A 17,517-nucleotide genomic window follows, 5' to 3' on the forward strand; every position below is an offset into this window, starting at 1 on the left:
CCGGCCGCGGCGGCGGGGATCTCCCAGGGAACGACCTGGTTCCGGTGCGGTAGGGCGACGCCCGCCGCGCTGAGGGCTTCACCGGGTGGGCGCCCGGCACGGGTGCCCACCCCCCAGACGATTCGCATCCGGGTCCCGAAGAGGAAATTGGACAATGGCTTCCGTAAACATGGCCGACGTCAAGCGGCTTCGCGAGCTGACCGCCGCCGGCATGATGGACTGCAAGAAGGCGCTCGAGGAGTCCGAGGGCGACTTCGACAAGGCCGTCGACATCCTGCGCCTGAAGGGCGCCAAGGACGTCGGCAAGCGCGAGGCCCGCACCGCGTCGAACGGTCTGGTCGCCGTCAAGCACGAGGGCGACTCCCTCGCGGCGCTGCTTGAGCTCAACTGCGAGACCGACTTCGTCGCCAAGAACGAGCGTTTCCAGGAGCTCGCCGCCGACATCGTCGCGCACATCGTCGCGACCAAGCCCGCCGACGTGCCGACCCTGCTCGAGTCCGAGCTGAACGGCAAGACCGTCAAGGAGCTGCTCGACGAGGCCAACGCGGCGCTCGGCGAGAAGATCGAGATTCGCCGGTTCGCGCTGCTGGAGGGTGGTTTCATCACCTCCTACATGCACAAGACCGACCCGCAGCTCCCGCCGGCCGTGGGCGTGCTCGTGCAGCTCGACACGCCGAACGCCGAGGTGGCCAAGGACATCGCCCAGCACACCGCCGCGATGGCGCCGAAGTACCTCAGCCCCGCCGAGGTGCCCGCCGAGGTCATCGAGAAGGAGCGGTCGCTGTTCGAGCAGATGACCCGCGAGGAGGGCAAGCCCGAGGCCGCCATCCCGAAGATCGTCGACGGCCGGGTCAACGGCTGGTACAAGGACTTCACCCTGCTGGAGCAGGCGTTCGTGAAGGACAACAAGAAGACGATCGCGAAGTTCGCGGACGAGGCCGGCGTCAAGGTCCTGGCCTTCACCCGCTACAAGGTCGGCCAGGCTTAGGCTTACTGCCAGGAGCTTTTCGACCCGCGCTACATCCGAGGAGGCCGCCGCCGTGCAGGAGAACACCAGACCCGCCACGCCGGCGGCTTCGTCGTACGACGGGCCGCTGCGCTGGAAGCGGGTGATGCTGAAGCTGTCGGGTGAGGCGTTCGCGGGGGGCGAGTCCCTCGGGATCGACCCGCGCGTCGTCGCCCAGCTGGCGGACTCGGTCGCCGAAGCGGTCCGTGAGGGCGTGCAGGTGGCGGTCGTCGTCGGCGGCGGCAACATGTTCCGCGGCGCCGCCCTGTCGCAGGGCGGCATGGACCGCGCCCGGGCCGACTACATGGGCATGCTCGGGACCGTCATCAACTGTCTCGCCCTGCAGGACTTCCTGGAGAAGCGCGGCATCGACACCCGCGTGCAGACCGCGATCACGATGCAGCAGGTGGCCGAGCCGTTCCTGCCGCGCCGCGCGATCCGTCACCTGGAGAAGGGCCGCGTGGTCATCTTCGGCGCCGGGCTCGGCTCGCCGTTCTTCTCCACCGACACCTGCGCGGCGCAGCGCGCGCTGGAGATCGGGGCCGAGGCGTTGCTCAAGGGCACCCAGGTCGACGGCGTGTACGACTCGGACCCGCGCAAGAACCCCGACGCGGTCCGGTTCGACCAGCTTGATTACGGTGAGGTGCTGACGCGGGGCCTCGGGGTCATGGATGCCACCGCGATCAGCCTGTGCATGGACAACGGCCTGCCCATCGTGGTCTTCGATCTCATGGGCGAGGGCAACATCCTCCGGGCGGTCCGTGGTGAGAAGATCGGCACGCTGGTGAGTCCGGCAGGGAAGTAGGGAGCCGCAGTGATCGACGAAACCCTCCTCGAGGCCGAGGAGAAGATGGACAAGGCGGTGACGGTCGCCAAGGACGACTTCGCGAGCATCCGCACCGGTCGTGTGACGCCCTCGATGTTCAACAAGATCAATGTTGACTACTACGGGTCGCCGACACCGATCCAGCAGCTCGCGTCGTTCCACGTCCCCGAGGCGCGCATGGTGCTCGTGCAGCCGTACGACAAGGGCTCGCTGAACGCGGTCGAGAGGGCCATCCGCGACAGCGACCTCGGCGTCAACCCGAGCAACGACGGCACCGTGATCCGCGTGGTGTTCCCCGAGCTGTCGGAGGAGCGCCGCAAGGAGTACATCAAGGTCGCCCGCAACAAGGCGGAGCACGGCCGGGTGTCCGTACGGAACATCCGCCGGCACGCCAAGGAGATCCTCGACAAGCTCGTCAAGGACGGCGAGGCCGGCGAGGACGAGGTCCATCGCGCGGTCAAGGAGCTCGACGACCTCACCCAGAAGCACGTCGCGAAGATCGACGAGCTGCTGAAGCACAAGGAAGCCGAGCTGCTCGAGGTCTGACGTCGCGGCCCCGCACGTGGGCCGTACGGCACGACCGTGATCCTTGTGCCGCACCGCGAGAGCGGGGCGGCACAAGGATCACGCGTATATAGAGAGTGGGACGCTGTGGACGGAACTGCTGCCGCAGGCGACCGGAACCCGGCGGGGGGCCCTGCGGGCCCCTCCGGCGCCGGACACGGTCCCGAGGCGGGTGGTCGCACCGGTGCCGGTCCTGGTGCCGGCCAGGCTTCCGCGTCGAGCGGTCTCGCGGGCGTCGGCGCGGCTTCCGGCGCTGCGCAGAACGGCGTCACCGATTCCGGCGCCGGCCGCGCCGCCACACCGGACAACCTCGCGGACCCGGCGGACACCGGCGTCCCGAACGGCACGTCCGGCGACGCCGCCAAGCAGCCCTCCGGCCGTACGGGCCGCAACCTCCCGGCCGCGGTGGGCGTCGGCGTCGCGCTGGGCGCGGTGGTCATCGGCTCGCTCTACTTTGTCAAGGTCGCCTTCCTCGTCGTCGTCCTGGTGGCCATCGGCGTCGGGATACACGAGATCGTCAAGGCGTTCGGCGGATTCGGCATCCGGGTGCCGCTGCCGCCCCTGCTGGCCGGCATGGCGGCCATGGTGCTCGGACCTTATTGGGGCGGCACGACGTTCCTGGTCGGCGCGTTCGCCGTGACCGTGATGGTGCTGCTGGCCTGGCGCATGCTCCAGGGCGCGGAAGGCTTCGTCAAGGACGCGACCGCCGCGGTGTTCGTCGCCGTCTACCCGGCGCTGCTCGCGGGGTTCGTGCCGTTGCTGCTGGCTCCCGAGGACGGGCCGGACCGCGTGATCGTGTTCGTCGCGGTCACCGTGTGCAGCGACATCGGGGGATACTTCGCCGGGATCTTCTTCGGCAAGCACCGGATGTCGCCGCTCATCAGCCCGAAGAAGACCTGGGAGGGCTTCGCCGGGTCCACCCTCGCCTGTGTCGTGGGCGGCGCGTTACTGGTCCACTTCCTGCTGCAGGGCGAGTACTGGGAAGGCGCCGTCGTCGGCCTGGCGGGAGTCGTGTGCGCGACGCTCGGCGACCTCGTCGAGTCGGTGATCAAGCGTGACATCGGCATCAAGGACATGGGCACGCTGCTGCCGGGCCACGGCGGGGCCATGGACCGCCTCGACTCGCTGCTGTTCACGCTCGTTCCCGTGTGGCTGCTGCTCACGATCCTGGTCCCGGTCGCCTGAACAGCCCACGTCGAGTCCCGGCCCGGCACGCGTCAGATCCGGCTGGTCATCGCCAGCCGCTCGCTGATCGCCCGATGGCCGTGATCGGCCACGAGGCGCAGTTCTGACTCGGTGAGCGGGAGTAACCACAGCCACCGTACGGCGTCGCCGCCAAACACGAATCCAGACATGTCCGGTAGTCCGGGCGGGTCCATCAGCATGAGCACCCCCTGGTGCCCGCCGTCCAACGGGAACGTGACAGGGTTCTGGAACCAGCGGGCCGTGTGCCCGTGCCCCAGCCACGTCACCGACCGCCACGGATACTGCCCGAGCCAGGCGAACAGCCGTGCGGCGACCTTCGGATCCTTCCTGGTCGCCAGCGCGAGTTCCACCCGGCACGCCGTGTCGTACATCTCCGCGGCGGGCATCCGCTGGCAGCTCATGCCGACCGTGGACAGCACCGTGTAGTCCCGCGTGAACGTGGGCGGGCGCTCGCTGACGCCCACCAGGGGGAACCGGTCGCCGCCGACGTCCCAGTAACGGCCGGGCGGCCCGAGCCTGCCGTCGAGGTGGCCCAGCACGAACTGCTGGTAGGTGGCCCAGCTGCCCTCCGCCTGCCGCCACTGCCAGTACGCGCGGGCCTTGGCCACCCGGGGGGACAGCCCCTCCAGCGCCTCGCCGAGCGGCCAGGCGAACGGCGACTCCCCGACGGCGTCCCGCGCGTACCCGGGCATGCCGCGCTCCATGTCGGCCCACGCCGGAATGACCGCCAGGAGCGTGTCGTTCTCGTACAGGGCGACGCCGTCGCCCTCCTCGAACCACAGCACCGACAGCGACTCCGCGTCCAGGGGCGGCCGGCTGGAGGGATGCGCGGTGTGCGCCTCGGGCATCAGCGGCGGCAGCCCGGCGTCGGCCCGGCCGAGATCGGCCTCGGCGGGCGCGGGGACGTGGTTGGCCAGCCAGACCGCTCCGTGGACGATCCCCTTCGCGTCACGAAGGTAAGCTACGGAGGAGGTCCGGTCGGCTTCGATCGTCAGTGTGCGGCTCCCGTAGGGGTTGGTGCTGGTGAGCACGACAGTGGTGTCCACACCTCACCTCTCGTACGCCTCCGGGATTCGACCGCCAGACAGAATGTAAAGCCGCGTGCGTCAGTCGTTAAGACCACGGCCGCGGATGATGGAAAGGGTTTTGCGTGAGCGAGCAGCCGAAGACCGGGCAGCTGACCTTCGTGGCGCCCCGCAGGGCCAAGCCGCAGCGCCACCTCGCCGACCTGACCATGGCGGAACGCAGGGCCGCGGTGGCGGAGCTGGGGGAGAAGCCGTTCCGCGCCGACCAGCTCTCCCGCCACTACTTCACCCGGCTGACCGGCTCTCCCGAGCAGATGACCGACCTGCCGGGCGCGCTGCGCGAGCGGCTGATCGAGCAGCTCATGCCTCCGCTGCTGACGTCCGTACGCGAGATCACCTGTGACGGCGGCATGACGCGCAAGACGCTGTGGAAGCTGTTCGACGGCTCGCTGGTCGAGTCGGTTCTGATGCGCTACCCCGACCGCGTCACCATGTGCGTCTCCTCCCAGGCCGGATGCGGCATGAACTGCCCGTTCTGCGCGACAGGCCAGGCCGGGCTCACCCGCAACATGTCCACGGCAGAGATCGTCGAGCAGGTCGTCGCGGGGGCGCGGGCGCTGGCGCGCGGCGAGGTCCCGGGCGGGCCTGGCCGGGTGACCAACGTGGTCTTCATGGGCATGGGCGAGCCGATGGCCAACTACAAGGCCGTCATCGGCGCCGTACGCCGCCTGGTCGACCCCGCGCCGGAGGGCCTCGGCATCTCGGCGCGCGGCGTCACGGTCTCGACGGTCGGCCTGGTGCCGGCGATCGGCAAGCTCGCCGACGAGGGCCTGCCGGTGACGCTCGCCGTCTCCCTGCACGCGCCGGACGACGAGCTCAGGGACACGCTCGTGCCGATCAACACGCGGTGGAAGGTCGCCGAGGTGCTCGACGCGGCCTGGAGCTACGCGGCCAAGACCAAGCGGCGCGTGTCCATCGAGTACGCCCTGATCAAGGACATCAACGACCAGGAGTGGCGGGCCGACCTGCTCGGCCGCCTGCTCAAGGGCAAGCTCGTGCACGTCAACCTGATCCCGCTCAACCCCACGCCCGGCTCGAAGTGGACCGCCTCCCGCCCCGAGGACGAGCGGGCGTTCGTACGCCGCCTGGAGTCCCACGGCGTCGCCGTGACCGTACGGGACACCCGGGGGCGGGAGATCGACGGGGCGTGCGGACAGCTCGCCGCCGCGCCCCAATAACCCGCGGCCCCAATAACCGGCGGCCCAATCACCCGCGCCTCCATAACCCAGCGCAGTAGTGACCTAGGGTCGCGTGCGGCGCAGCCACGCGTAGGCCGCCAGGCCGATCGCGGGCCACAGCAGGGACTGCACTGTGATCAGGGGCAGCCCGGACAGCAGCACATTGTGGTGGGCGTCCCGCATCCAGGCCATGACCGGCACGGTGAGCCAGCGGGCCCCGGCCATGCTGATCACCAGCATCGACAGGTAGCCGAGGATCAGGGCGATCGTGGAGACCGCCGGGGAGGGCAGGATCGGGCGGCTCGTCAGCGCCCCGAGCGCGAGCCCCGCCGTCGCGGACAGCAGGTGCAGCCACACCCCGGTCAGGAGCACGGTGGGGGTGGGGGAGGCGGCGAGGCGGAAGAGCAGCGCGGCCTCGGCGATCGCGGCCAGCGCGAGCAGCGACGCGAACGCCGCGAGGAGGCCGCTCACCAGCTCCCTCGGCCCCACCGCGGACAGGGCGACGCTGCGCTGCTCGTCGGGTTCGGTGTCGAGCAGGCCGCGCGCGGCCCAGGCGAGCACCGGCACGAGCATGGCGGCCGAGTCCGCGGTGGCCCCGATCTCCTGACCGGCGGGGACGGGGCCGGCGTAGAGGACCGCCAGCAGCGCCAGCAGCGCGATCAGCGGTTGCAGCGCCCGGTGTGAGGCGACGTATCCGGTGAGGCGGAACCTCGCCAGCGCGAGCACGACTGTCATCCGGCGGCCTCCCGGGCGACGCGGCCCGTGATGTTCACGGTGCAGCCCTCGGCACGCAGGCGGTCGGCCAGGTCCGACGCCCTCGACGCGGCCACCGCCACCTCCAGCACGGTCAGGGCCGTCTCACCGGCCTCCTCGACCGGCTCGAGTTCGCGTACGGCCCGGTCGCGGACCTCGCAGCGGCGCAGGCCGGGAAAGGCGCGCAGATCACCCTGGTGGTCGCTCACCACCACGATCCCGCCGCGCGCGCTGATCTCCCCGATGATCCTGGGGAGTTCGGCGCGGGTGGCGGCGTCGAGACCGGCGAAGGGCTCGTCGAGCACGAGCAGCCCCGGCTCGGCGAGCAGCGCCTGCGCGAGGCCCACCTTGTGCGCGCTGCCCTTGGACAGATCGGGCAGGCGCTGCCCGAGCAGGTGGTCCATGCCGAGCCGCTCGCTCCACCGGCCGATCGACTCCGTGCTCACCCTCCGGACCGCCGCCATGTGCCGCAGGTAGGACGCCACGGTGAACGGCTGGTCGGCGGGGAATCGCTCGGGGGCGTACCCGACGACCCGGGGGCGGTCCTCGACGCTTCCGCGTACGGGCCTGAGCAGCCCGGCGACCAATCGCAGGAGGGTCGACTTGCCGGTGCCGTTGGGTCCGGTGACCTCGATCACGTCCCCCGGATCGAGGACCAGGCCGGCGTCGGACAGGACCCAGGGGTCTCGCCGTCCGTACCGGAAGGAGAGGCTGGCGATCCGCATAGTTTTCCGAGCCTATCGGGATGTTCCTCCCGGCGTACGAACATCGGGCGATCTTTGGGTCTCGCCTTTCTGTTGGGACTCCCGTCAAAATGGACGGGCGTCAGCAACGGGCAGGGAGGTGTGGTGTGAACCGCTTTCCCCGCGTCATGGCGGTGCGCCTGGGCTATGACCCCGAACAGGTCGACGACTTCGTGCGCAGGATCGAGCGGACGCTCGGGCTCGGCCCGCTCGACGGGCCGCCGGTGACCGCCGACGAGATCAGGAACGCGAAGTTCGCCGTCAAGCTCGGGGGCTACAACGAGACGGCGGTGGACTTCGCGCTCGACGCGTTCATCGTCGCGGTCGAGGCCAGAGGCGGTCAGGACGCCGCGTCGCCGCCGCCGCCCGCCTCGGAGTCCGTCGCCGAACAGCCCGCCGTCGAACAGCCCGTTGCCGAAGAGCCCCAGCCCGCCGTCTCGGAGCCCGCCGCCGAACAGTCCGCCGCCGAACAGGCCCCGGCGGCTCCGTCCCGCCGTACGCGTGCCGAGAAGCGCACGCGTCCGCAAACGGTCCCCGCGCAGGCCTCCGGACGTGGGGAGAAGACCGGCACGCCCCCTCCTGAGCCGGGCACGCCGTCCTGGCTGGAGACGCAGGCGGCCCGGGTGGAGCGCGTGGCCTTCCGCCCTGGGCGGCTCGGGATGGGCTACCGCGAGGAGGAGGTCGACGCGTTCCTCGACCGGGTGGTGGCGACGCTGCGCGGGACGGCGGCCGAGCCGTTGACGCCGGAGCAGGTCAGGAAGGCGACGTTCGCGACTGTCGTGTTCCGGCCCGGCTACGCGATCCATGAGGTGGACGGCTTCCTGGCAGAGATGGCGGGCGTGCTGGAGCGCTTCCCCTGCGGCGATCCGCAAAACTCATAAATTGCAATTTTCGTGGAGCAATGCACCACGATAGGGGTCATGCTGCGCAGATCATCCCCCCTGGCGGCGCTCGTCGCCGCCGGTCTCACATTGGCCGTCCCCCTGCAGGCCGTGCCGGCGGCCCAGGCGAGCACCGGCTCCGGCGCCTACGTCCCCGGCTCGGCCGGTCTCGGCGACCCGTACTTCCCCCATGCGGGCAACGGCGGATACGACGCCGGCCACTACACGATCCGGCTGCGGTTCACGCCGAAGACCCGGCACCTCAGCGCCACGACGACGATCACGGCGACGGCGAAGAAGAACCTTTCCCGGTTCGACCTCGACTTCTCCGGGCCGAAGATCAGCAAGGTGGTCGTGAACGGCGAGCGGGCCTCGTACGCCCGGAAGGGCCAGGAGCTCGTCGTCACGCCCCGGCACGGGCTGCCGTCGGGGAAGACGTTCACCGTCGAGGTGTCCTACGCCGGCCGGCCGAAGGCGATCAAGGACAAGGTGCTGGGCGTCACCGGCTGGATCGACACCAAGGACGGCGCCGTCGTGCTGGCCGAGCCGGACGGCGCCCGCAGCTGGTTCCCGGTCAACGACAACCCGCGGGACAAGGCCACCTACACCTTCGAGGTCACCGTGCCCGAGGGGCTGACGGCCCTGGCCAACGGCGAGCCGGGGAACTCCGGCGTCGCCGGCCCGCGCGGCGGCTACAGGACCTCGAAGTGGGAGATGCGGCATCCCATGGCGTCGTACCTCGCCATGGTCGCGATCGGGAAGTTCAAGGTCACCCAGGGCGTCGTCGACGGCATGCCCAACATCACGGCGTACGACCCCTCACTGGCCAAGGAGTTCAAGCGCCTGCACGGCACCACCGCCAAGGCGATCGCCTGGGAGTCGAAGATCTTCGGCGACTACCCGTTCTCCTCCACGGGCGGCATCGCCGACCGGCTCGGCGTCTACTATGCGCTGGAGACGCAGGGCAGGCCGGTGTACGACACGGGCATGTCGGACGAGCCGACGATCGTGCACGAACTGGCCCACCAGTGGTTCGGCGACAGCGTCGGCCTGCGCAGCTGGAAGGACATCTGGCTGAACGAGGGCTTCGCGTCGTACGCCGAGTGGCTGTACCAGGAGCAGCACGGCGGCCCCTCCGCCGAGAAGACCTTCGCCGAGCACTACAAGCACAAGGCAGGCAGCGCCTTCTGGAAGCTCAAGACCGGTGACCCGGGCCGCAACGGGCTCTTCGACTGGAACGCGATCTACGTCCGCGGCGCCATGACCGTGCACGCGCTGCGCCAGAAGATCGGCGATGAGACGTTCTTCACGTTGCTGCGCACGTGGACGAAGGAGAACCGGCACTCCACCGTCACCACCGAGGACCTCATCGCCCTGGCGGAACGGCTGTCCGGTCAGAACCTGGACGACCTGTTCGACGCGTGGCTGTACAAGGCGGCCAAGCCGAAGCTCTGACCGGCCAGGTCGCGGCCGGCGGCGAGACGGGCGGCCGATGACACGGCCGCCCGCCCTCCGGCACCGCCGCACCGGTGCCGCCGCACTGCCGCCGCACCGCCGCCGCACCGCCGCCGCACGGTGCCGCCGCAGCCTGTCAGCGGCCGTCCGGCGCGGGAGCCGGTTCGAACCCCGCCGTGCGATAGCGCTCGACCTCCGACCACGCGGCGGACATCCCGGTCAGGCATCGGTCGAACACCTCCGCCTGCCGGACGTACGCCTCGCGGGCGGGGCCGGGGCGGACGCACAGGTCGTCGGTGTCGCTGACCGACCACGGCACGTCGCTGTGCCCGAGCGCGGCGGGCAGCAGCGAGGCGACCCCGCGTGCGCCGAGTTCGCTGGTGAGCTGACGGCGGACGGGGCGGCCGAGCACGTCGGCGAAGATCTGTGCCCACACCTCCGACCGCGCGCCGCCCCCGGCCAGCCGCCAGGGGCGGTCGCCCACGTCGGCACCGCTGGCCAGGACCCGGTCGAGCTGCACCCGGTGATACTGGGCGACCCCCTCGATGACCGCACGGGTGAGATGCCCGCGACGGTGCACGGCGGAGATGCCGAGGAAGGTCCCGGAGGCCGCCGGATGCTCGGGGGCGCCGTTGACGAACGGCAGGAACAGCAGCCCGTCCGCGCCCGGCGCCACCGCCGCCGCCTCGGCCAGCAGGTCCGCCGCCGGAACGCCGGCGGTCGCCCGGTGCGGCACCGACGCGGTGCTCAGCCAGTCGAGGTTGGCGGCCGACGTGGGGGCGACCTCCATGGCGAGCATCGTCCCCGAGTCCGGCATCAGCGCGCTGAGCGTGACCTCGGGCGCGGGAGTGGCGGCGGGGACGACGACGCCGTTGATGGCCCAGGTGCCCACGATGATCGTCACGTCGCCCGGCGCTCGGCCGCCCGCACCCAGCGTGGCGGCCACGCAGTCCATGCAGCCCGCGATCACGGGCAGCCCCTCCGGCAGCCCGGTCAGCTCCGCGACCCGCGCGCCGAGCCCGGCCACGACTTGCCCGGACTCGCGCAGCGGCGGGAAGCGGTCGAGGTCGCCGGCCGGAAGCCCCACCAGTTCGAGCGCCGTCGGGGTGTACTCGCGGGTGTCCAGCGCCACCATGCCGAACGCGCTCGCGTCGCTGTAGTCGGCGCTTGGCACGCCGGTGAGCTGCGAGGTCACCCAGTCCTTGCACGACAGCGCCCACCGAGTCGCGGCGTACGCCTCGGGCTCGGCGTCGTGCAGCCAGCGCAGGAGCACCGACGGCTGGGCCGCCCACGGGATGGAGCCGGTCTCGGCGCCCAGGCGGCGGGCCGCCTCCGGCTCGATCGCGTCCACGATGTGCTGGGCCCGGCTGTCCGACGACGCGATGGCCGGCCCGACCGGCCGCAGCGACGCGTCGACGGGGTAGAGCCCGTTGCCGTGGGCGGCCACGCCGATGCCGGCCGGCGTGTAGCCGTCGGCCGCGAGCTTGCCCGCGAGGTCGCCGAGCAGCGACACGACGGTGCCGGCCAGCCCGGTCATGTCCACGTCGTGCCGGTGGGCGGTCACGCTGGTCCGCGGGGTGCGGGCGTGCACCACACCCACCTCGCGTCCCTCCGCGTCGAAGGCCGCGGCCTTCGACGCGGTCAGGCCGACGTCGACCCCGATGTAACACGTGGCCAGGTTCGTCATGCTGTCCTCCCGTCGCTGCCCCGGCTCGCCGCCGCGGCCAGCGCCCGGGGACGGTGGCGCCGCAGCTCGTTCTCATAGGCGGCCACCTCGGCGCGGGCGCGCCCCTCGTCCCAGCCGAGGTGTCGTACGGCGACGTCCGCGCAGGTCGCGGCGCTGGAAAGGCCCATGTCGCCGTTGAGCCCGACAAGGATACGCCGCAGCATGACGTCGGCCAGCGTGACCGCGCCCTCCTCGCGTACGGCCATGACGACCTCGGCGGCCAGGGCGCCGGTTTCCTTGTCGACGACCTCGGCGAGCGAGGGGTCCCCGGCGGCGAGGTCGAGCACCCGGCGGGCGCGCACGCCGTACAGCTGCAGCAGCCGGCGGGAGGACGCGCCGTCCAGCGGCGACTCACGCAGGAAGTCGCGCACGAACTCCGGCCAGTCCGAGGTGTCCGCGCCGGGGAACGGCCGGGTCCGGGTGACGCACGGGCGGGGCCGCCTGCCGAGCACGCGCAGCGCCTCGTCGGTCACGTCCTCCGCGAGGGCCCGGTGGGTCGTGAGCTTGCCGCCGATGACCGTCAGCAGGCCCCGGTAGGCGGGCGCGTGGTTGAGCACGGTGTGTCCACGGCTGATCTTGGCGTTGTTCGACACCCCGGCCGTGTACGGCAGGGGCCGGATTCCGGCGACGCTCCACAGCACGTCGTCGCGCGTCAACCGCGCCTGGGGGAAGATCCGGTTGGTCTCCGTGAGCAGGTAGTCGATCTCGGCGTCGCTGGCCACGACCTCGTCCAGGTCGCCCTCGTAGGTGAGGTCGGTGCTGCCGAGCACGTAGCGGCCCTGCCAGGGGAAGACGAAGATGGGCCGGCCGTCGGCCGCCGCCTCGAAGAAGATGCAGGTGTCGGGGGCTCCGGGGAACGGGTCGAGGACGACGTGGCTGCCCTTGGTGCCCCCGTTGAGCCGCCGGCTCTCGACCTGGCCGTCGAGGATCCGGTCGATCCACGGCCCCGCGGCGTTGACGGTGACGGCGGCCCGGATCTCCCCGCGCTCCCGGGTCCGTACGTCCTCGGTGTGAAGACCGGCGACCCGGTCGCCCTCGACGATCAGGCCGGTGACGGAGGTGTAGGTGAGGACGCGCGCGCCCAGACGGCGGGCGTCGAGGAGCAGTTCGACGCAGAGCCGCTCCGCCCACGGCACCTGCGCGTCGTGGAACAGCGCCGCCCCGCGCAGGCCCTCGCGCGACAGCGTGGGCCACCGCCGGGCCACCGTGCGGACCGGCACGCCCCGGCTGAGCCCGCGTCCCCGGCCCAGGGCCATCGTGTCGAACGCCAGCAGGCCGAGCCGGATGAGCGCTCCCGGCCGGGTGTTCCCCTTGTAGAAGGGGATCAGCATCGGGTAGTCGCGGATGAGGTGAGGAGCGGTGCGGAACAGCAGATGCCGCTCCCGGATGGATTCGTGCACGAGCGTGAAGTCGTAGCGCTCGAGGTACTTGAGGCCGCCGTGGATCAGCCGGCTGGAGGTGCTCGACGTGCCCGAGCCCACGTCGGCGCGGTCGACGACGACGACGCGCAGGCCGCGGGCGGCGGCGTCCCGGGCGATGGCGAGCCCGTTGATACCGGCTCCGATGACGGCGAGGTCGACGACGTCGTTCTCGCCGAAGGGGACGTGATGCGACATGGGAGGCTCCCGGAGGGTGACGGGCGCGGGTCCGCGGGCGGCGGACCCGCGCCGGAGAAGAACTGGACTAGGCTGCGGAGCCCGCCGCCTTCTCCTTGTAGATCTCGTACGCCTCCTCGGGCTTGAGCCCGTCGTGCACGACCGCGCGGACCGCGGCGAGCATGCCGGCGGGGCTGTCGCTCTGGAAGATGTTGCGGCCCATGTCGACGCCGGCGGCGCCCTCCTGGATCGACCGGTAGGCCATCGTCAGGGCGTCGATCTCGGGCAGCTTCTTGCCGCCCGCGACGATGATCGGCACCGGGCAGCTCGCGGTGACGGTCTCGAAGCCCTCCTCGACGTAGTACGTCTTGACGATGTGGGCGCCCATCTCGGCGCTGATCCGGGTGGCGAGGCGGAAGTAGCGGGCGTCGCGGACCATGTCCTTGCCGACCGCGGTGACGCCGAGCACGGCGACGCCGTGCCGCTGGCCGGCGTCCACGAGCGTGGCCAGGTTGGCCACCGACCGAGACTCGTGCTCGCCGCCGATGAACACCTGGATGGCCACGGCCGCGGCGTTGAGGCGCAGCGCGTCCTCCATGTCGAGCGCGATGTGCTCGTCGGACAGCTCGCGCAGGATGCTCGGGCCGCCGCTGGCGCGCAGCACGATGCCGGCGTCGGTGGTCGCGGGGATGCTGGTGCGCAGCGCGCCGCGGGTCATCATGATCGCGTCGGCGTCCGGGACGAGCGGGGCGATCCGGGTGTCGAGGCGCTCCAGGCCGGCCATCGGGCCGACGAAGTAGCCGTGGTCGAACGCCAGCATGACCGTGCGTCCGGTGTCCGGCCGGAAGATGCGCGACAGACGGTTGCGCAGGCCCCAGTCCTGCCCGTGCGCGCCCTTGACGTGGAAGCCGCTCGCCGCGGGCCCGGCGGACGTCCCGAAGTCGCGGGCGTCGAGCAGGCCGTCGGTGTCAGCCATCAGTGTCGTCTCCTGTGCTAGTGGTGGTGGCGGTCGCGGTGCGCGATCGCCGTCTGAACAGAGATGCCGTACGGTCGCCTCCGCCGGCGAGGAAGAGGACGAAGAGCACCAGGCCGCCCTTGAGCAGGTTCTGCGCCGCGGTGCTCCAGCCGACGAGGTTGACCAGTCCGTCGAGCAGGATGAAGAAGAGAGCCGCGCCCCACACGCCCACCGGGACCGCGCGGCCGCCGGAGATGAGCGTGCCGCCGATGACCACGACGGCCACGGAGTCGAGCAGGTAGCGGGTGCCGAGATCGGCCGAGGGCGCGATGTAGGCGGCGAGCAGCGCGCCGGTCAGGCCGGCCAGCGCCCCGCTCAGCAGGTACGTCGACCCGATGATCCGGGCGACCGGGATGCCGGCCCGCTCGGCGGCCCGGCGGCTCTGGCCCACCGCGATCAGCGACCGGCCGTAGACCGTACGGCGCAGCAGCGCGACGACGAGCACGGTCAGCACCGCGATCGCCAGCGCGAGGAGCGGCACGCCGGCCGGGCGCAGGTTGAGCGCCGAGCGCAGGCCGGGGTCGGGTACGGCGGTGAAGCCGTTGGCCATCGACAGCGTGATCGACGAGGCGACGAGCCCCGCGGCCAGCGTGGCGATGATCGGGGGGACGGACAGACCGAGGATGGCCACGGCGCTGACCGCCGCGACGAGGACGCCGACGCCGATCCCCGCGAGGATCCCCACGGCCGCCGAGCCGGTCGCGGAGGCCGCCGCCACCGAGACGAACCCGGCGAGCGAGATGACCGACCCGACCGACACGTCGATGTTGCCGGGGCCCGCGGTGATCACCAGCATCTGCCCGAGCCCGACGATGACGAGGTACGGCGCGAGCGACAGGGCGAGGGAGACGGTCTGCCCGCCGCCCTGGCCCGAGATTGCCAGGATCACCAGCCACACGAGCGCGGCGGCGGCGAAACCCCAAATCCAGGGGCCGCTCCAGGGGCCGCTCCAGCGACGTGAACCGGTCACGCGGATGTTCATCGCAGCACCTTCCCCACGACGACGCGGCCGGCGAGCACGGCCAGGACGATCACGCCTTGCACGGCCGACTGCATGTCGGACCGCACGTCGAGCAGGCTGAGAACCACGCTGACCAGCCCCAGCGTCACCCCGCCGATCGCGGTGCCCCACGGCACGGCGTTGCCGCCGGAGAAGGAGCCCCCGCCGAGGATCACCGCGGCCACGGTCATGAGCGTGTAGCTGGAGGCCGACGACACGTCTCCGCCGCCGGTCTGGGAGGCCAGGACGAGGCCGGACAGCACGCCGAGCGAGCCCGCCGTCGCGTAGGCGATGACGCGGGACGTGAGCGGCCGCAGGCCGGCCCGCCGCAGCGCGACCGGGTTGCTGCCCAGACCCCGCATCCGCACGCCTGCGGCGCCGCGCGCGGTGAGCAGGTAGACCACCAGCGCGACGACCAGGATGGGCAGCAGCGGCGCCGGGAAGCCCGCGGGCTGCCACGCGCCGAACGACGCCAGCCACCCGGGGGTCGTGCCGCCCGGCGTCGGCAGCAGGAACAGGCCGAGCCCGAGCCAGACGAACGAGGCGCCGAGGGTCGCGATCAGCGCCGGCACCTCGCGCAGGTGGATGAGCAGGCCGAGCACGGCGTACGCCGCGACCAGCCCGGCCAGGACGAGCGCGCCGACGAGGGGGGACGACACCAGCAGGGTCGCGGAGACCACCGTGACCAGGCCGACGAAGTTGCCGATCCCGAGGTCGATGTCGCCGACGGCCATGAGCGTCATCTGCGCCTGCGCGGCGATCACCAGCGGCACGGTGGCGGACAGGACCAGCGTGAGGCCCTCCACGGTCAGCACGCCCGGCTGGAGCGACGAGCAGACGCCGATCATCGCGATCAGGGCGACGGCGCTGACCGCGGCCGGGGCGGAGCGGCGCATCCGCGCGCGGTCGGGCAGTGCCGGGGCGAGAAGCTGGGCCATCAGTCGTTTCCTCCGTCCTCGTTGAAGGAGACGGCGATGATGCGTTCCTCGGAGATCTCCTCGCCGGTCAGTTCGGCCACGATCCGGCCGGCACGGAAGACGTAGACCCGGTCGCAGTGGGCCATCTCGGCGTTCTCGCTGGAGTACCAGACGATGCTCCGGCCCTTCGCCGCCTCCTCCCTGATGAGGCGGTACAGATCGGTCTTGGTGTGCACGTCCACGCCCCGGAAGGGGTCGTCGAGCAGCACGAGCCCGGCGGGGGAGGCGAACGCGCGGGCGACGATGACCTTCTGCTGGTTGCCGCCGCTCAGCTCGGTGATCCCGGCCTCCGCGCCACCCCTGATGGCCAGGCGCTTCACCCAGTCGCCGACGATCGCGCGCTCCTCGGCCGGGCGGCGCAGCCCGCGGCGGGCGATGCCGCGCAGCGCGGTCACGATCAGGTTGTCGCCCACGCTCCACAGGGGCAGGACGCCAGAGCGCTGCCGGTCGCCCGGCACGTACGCCCGCGTCACTTTCACCGTGGTGTCGCGCCGGACGGGCCGCCACAGACGTTCGAGCACCTCCTGCTGGCCCTGGCCGGCCAGCCCGGCGAGGCCCACGACCTCGCCCTTGCCGACCCGCAGGGTGACCTCGCGCAGGCCGGGGCCGGTGGCGCCGCGCAGCTCGGCCACCGTCTCCCGCGCGGCGGCCCCGCCGGCGGCCGTCCGCGTTCCGGTCGCCGCCGGAGCGGCGACGTGGGCTCCCATCAGCTCCAGGACGTCCGGCTCGCCGAGTCCGGCGGCGGGCCGTTCGGCGGTGACCGCGCCGTCGCGCAGCACGGCCACCCGGTCGGCAACCGAGAGGACCTCGCGGATGCGGTGCGAGATGAGCAGCACGGCGGTGCCGGTCTCGGTCAGCCTGCGCACGTAGGCGTACAGCGACCGGGCGGCGTCCGGGCCGAGCGACTCGGTGGGCTCGTCGAGGATCAGCAGGTCGAGCCGGTCCACGAGGCAGGCCCGGGCGATCTCCACCATCTGACGGCGGGCGAGCGACAGGTCCTCCACCCGGTCGCGCGGGGAGACGCCGTGGCCGGGGAACATCTCGTCGAGGCGGCGGCGCACCGCGTCGCTCGCCGCCCGCCGCCACCCCAGGCGGGGCAGGCAGTGCCGCGAGGACACCCACATGTTCTCCGCCACGGTGAGGTCGGGGCACAGCGACGTCTCCTGGTAGGCCATCCGCACCGACCGGAAGTCCTCGGCGGACGCCTTGCTCCCGTGCACGAGGACCGTGCCCGTGTCGCAGGCCTCAAGCCCGGCGAGCACGCGCATGAGCGTGCTCTTGCCCGCGCCGTTGTGACCGACCAGCCCGAGCACCTCGCCCGCGCGGACCTCCAGGTCCACGCCCGTCAGGGCCCGGGTGCGCCCGTACGCCTTGGTCACGCCCCTGGCGGTGACGACGGGCGGCCGGGCGGCCGGTCCGGTGTCCCTCTCCGGCGGCGCCGTGCCGCCGGCCGGGAGATTGTCGACGTGCATGCCCGGTCTCCTCCGTCTCCTCCGTGCCGTGATCG

Annotated in this window: 16 protein-coding genes; 7 read left to right on the forward strand and 9 right to left on the reverse strand. The window is 72.0% G+C overall.

The annotated features are described in order from the left end of the window. The first annotated feature begins 154 nt into the window (after positions 1-154). From tsf to IL992_RS40525, 4 genes are all read left to right on the forward strand, one after another. Entirely contained in the window at positions 155-988 is an 834-nt protein-coding gene (gene tsf, locus IL992_RS40510) for a translation elongation factor Ts (RefSeq protein ID WP_193208597.1), read from the forward strand. A gap of 52 nt (positions 989-1,040) precedes the next feature. Next, on the forward strand, positions 1,041-1,811 hold the full coding sequence (gene pyrH / locus IL992_RS40515; protein ID WP_030511713.1) for a UMP kinase: 771 nt from the start codon (positions 1,041-1,043) through the stop codon (positions 1,809-1,811). Between the two features lie 9 nt (positions 1,812-1,820). Then, complete coding sequence (frr, locus tag IL992_RS40520) at positions 1,821-2,378, forward strand: ribosome recycling factor (RefSeq protein WP_079320643.1); 558 nt, start codon at positions 1,821-1,823, stop codon at positions 2,376-2,378. A gap of 105 nt (positions 2,379-2,483) precedes the next feature. Then, on the forward strand, positions 2,484-3,581 hold the full coding sequence (locus tag IL992_RS40525; protein ID WP_319019140.1) for a phosphatidate cytidylyltransferase: 1,098 nt from the start codon (positions 2,484-2,486) through the stop codon (positions 3,579-3,581). Between the two features lie 32 nt (positions 3,582-3,613). Here the strand turns inward: IL992_RS40525 and IL992_RS40530 are convergent, their stop codons facing one another. Beyond that, positions 3,614-4,648, reverse strand: coding sequence for a suppressor of fused domain protein (locus IL992_RS40530; protein WP_193208598.1), 1,035 nt, complete (start codon positions 4,646-4,648; stop codon positions 3,614-3,616). A gap of 104 nt (positions 4,649-4,752) precedes the next feature. Here IL992_RS40530 and rlmN point away from each other — a divergent pair, with 104 nt between their 5' ends. After that, complete coding sequence (rlmN, locus tag IL992_RS40535; protein ID WP_193208599.1) at positions 4,753-5,865, forward strand: 23S rRNA (adenine(2503)-C(2))-methyltransferase RlmN; 1,113 nt, start codon at positions 4,753-4,755, stop codon at positions 5,863-5,865. 63 nt (positions 5,866-5,928) lie between these two features. Here rlmN and IL992_RS40540 read toward each other — a convergent pair whose 3' ends face one another. Next, complete coding sequence (locus IL992_RS40540; RefSeq protein ID WP_226874686.1) at positions 5,929-6,600, reverse strand: hypothetical protein; 672 nt, start codon at positions 6,598-6,600, stop codon at positions 5,929-5,931. Next, a complete protein-coding gene (locus IL992_RS40545; protein WP_193208600.1) occupies positions 6,597-7,343 on the reverse strand; it encodes an ABC transporter ATP-binding protein in 747 nt (248 codons plus the stop codon). Before IL992_RS40545 ends, IL992_RS40540 begins: the two co-directional genes overlap by 4 nt. A 125-nt stretch (positions 7,344-7,468) precedes the next feature. On the opposite strand from IL992_RS40545, the gene IL992_RS40550 reads away from it, so the two are divergent. Continuing rightward, complete coding sequence (locus tag IL992_RS40550; protein WP_193208601.1) at positions 7,469-8,242, forward strand: DivIVA domain-containing protein; 774 nt, start codon at positions 7,469-7,471, stop codon at positions 8,240-8,242. Between the two features lie 39 nt (positions 8,243-8,281). Beyond that, the gene (locus tag IL992_RS40555) at positions 8,282-9,697 is read left to right on the forward strand and encodes a M1 family metallopeptidase (protein WP_193208602.1); all 1,416 of its coding nucleotides are present in this window, start codon (positions 8,282-8,284) and stop codon (positions 9,695-9,697) included. Positions 9,698-9,833: 136 nt separating this feature from the next. Here the strand turns inward: IL992_RS40555 and IL992_RS40560 are convergent, their stop codons facing one another. From IL992_RS40560 to IL992_RS40585, 6 genes are all read right to left on the reverse strand, one after another. Next, positions 9,834-11,384 carry an FGGY-family carbohydrate kinase gene (locus IL992_RS40560; RefSeq protein ID WP_193208603.1) on the reverse strand — a complete coding sequence of 517 codons (1,551 nt, stop codon included), beginning with the start codon at positions 11,382-11,384 and terminating at the stop codon, positions 9,834-9,836. After that, positions 11,381-13,039 (reverse strand): glycerol-3-phosphate dehydrogenase/oxidase, encoded by a 1,659-nt coding sequence (locus tag IL992_RS40565; RefSeq protein WP_193208604.1) that lies wholly within the window; start codon positions 13,037-13,039, stop codon positions 11,381-11,383. Before IL992_RS40565 ends, IL992_RS40560 begins: the two co-directional genes overlap by 4 nt. A gap of 67 nt (positions 13,040-13,106) precedes the next feature. Beyond that, positions 13,107-13,994: a 3-hydroxy-5-phosphonooxypentane-2,4-dione thiolase gene (gene lsrF, locus IL992_RS40570; protein WP_193208605.1), complete on the reverse strand. Its 888-nt coding sequence runs from the start codon at positions 13,992-13,994 to the stop codon at positions 13,107-13,109. After that, positions 13,987-15,015, reverse strand: a complete 1,029-nt coding sequence (locus IL992_RS40575) for an ABC transporter permease (RefSeq protein ID WP_193208606.1) — start codon at positions 15,013-15,015, stop codon at positions 13,987-13,989. The genes lsrF and IL992_RS40575 overlap by 8 nt, the downstream gene beginning before the upstream one ends. Continuing rightward, positions 15,012-15,971 (reverse strand): ABC transporter permease, encoded by a 960-nt coding sequence (locus IL992_RS40580; RefSeq protein WP_193208607.1) that lies wholly within the window; start codon positions 15,969-15,971, stop codon positions 15,012-15,014. Before IL992_RS40580 ends, IL992_RS40575 begins: the two co-directional genes overlap by 4 nt. After that, a complete protein-coding gene (locus IL992_RS40585; RefSeq protein WP_193208608.1) occupies positions 15,971-17,482 on the reverse strand; it encodes a sugar ABC transporter ATP-binding protein in 1,512 nt (503 codons plus the stop codon). The genes IL992_RS40580 and IL992_RS40585 overlap by 1 nt, the downstream gene beginning before the upstream one ends. Positions 17,483-17,517: the final 35 nt, after the last annotated feature.

The sequence above is a fragment of the Microbispora sitophila genome (assembly GCF_014892245.1).
Lineage (GTDB): Bacteria > Actinomycetota > Actinomycetes > Streptosporangiales > Streptosporangiaceae > Microbispora > Microbispora siamensis.

Bases quoted from the DNA above. Each gene is read 5' to 3' on its own strand.
- tsf (WP_193208597.1), top strand. From the start codon at position 155: ATGGCTTCCGTAAACATGGCCGACGTCAAGCGGCTTCGCGAGCTGACC.
- IL992_RS40540 (WP_226874686.1), bottom strand. From the start codon at position 6,600: ATGACAGTCGTGCTCGCGCTGGCGAGGTTCCGCCTCACCGGATACGTC.
- IL992_RS40545 (WP_193208600.1), bottom strand. From the start codon at position 7,343: ATGCGGATCGCCAGCCTCTCCTTCCGGTACGGACGGCGAGACCCCTGG.
- IL992_RS40555 (WP_193208602.1), top strand. From the start codon at position 8,282: ATGCTGCGCAGATCATCCCCCCTGGCGGCGCTCGTCGCCGCCGGTCTC.
- IL992_RS40560 (WP_193208603.1), bottom strand. From the start codon at position 11,384: ATGACGAACCTGGCCACGTGTTACATCGGGGTCGACGTCGGCCTGACC.
- IL992_RS40565 (WP_193208604.1), bottom strand. From the start codon at position 13,039: ATGTCGCATCACGTCCCCTTCGGCGAGAACGACGTCGTCGACCTCGCC.
- lsrF (WP_193208605.1), bottom strand. From the start codon at position 13,994: ATGGCTGACACCGACGGCCTGCTCGACGCCCGCGACTTCGGGACGTCC.
- IL992_RS40575 (WP_193208606.1), bottom strand. From the start codon at position 15,015: ATGAACATCCGCGTGACCGGTTCACGTCGCTGGAGCGGCCCCTGGAGC.
- IL992_RS40580 (WP_193208607.1), bottom strand. From the start codon at position 15,971: ATGGCCCAGCTTCTCGCCCCGGCACTGCCCGACCGCGCGCGGATGCGC.
- IL992_RS40585 (WP_193208608.1), bottom strand. From the start codon at position 17,482: ATGCACGTCGACAATCTCCCGGCCGGCGGCACGGCGCCGCCGGAGAGG.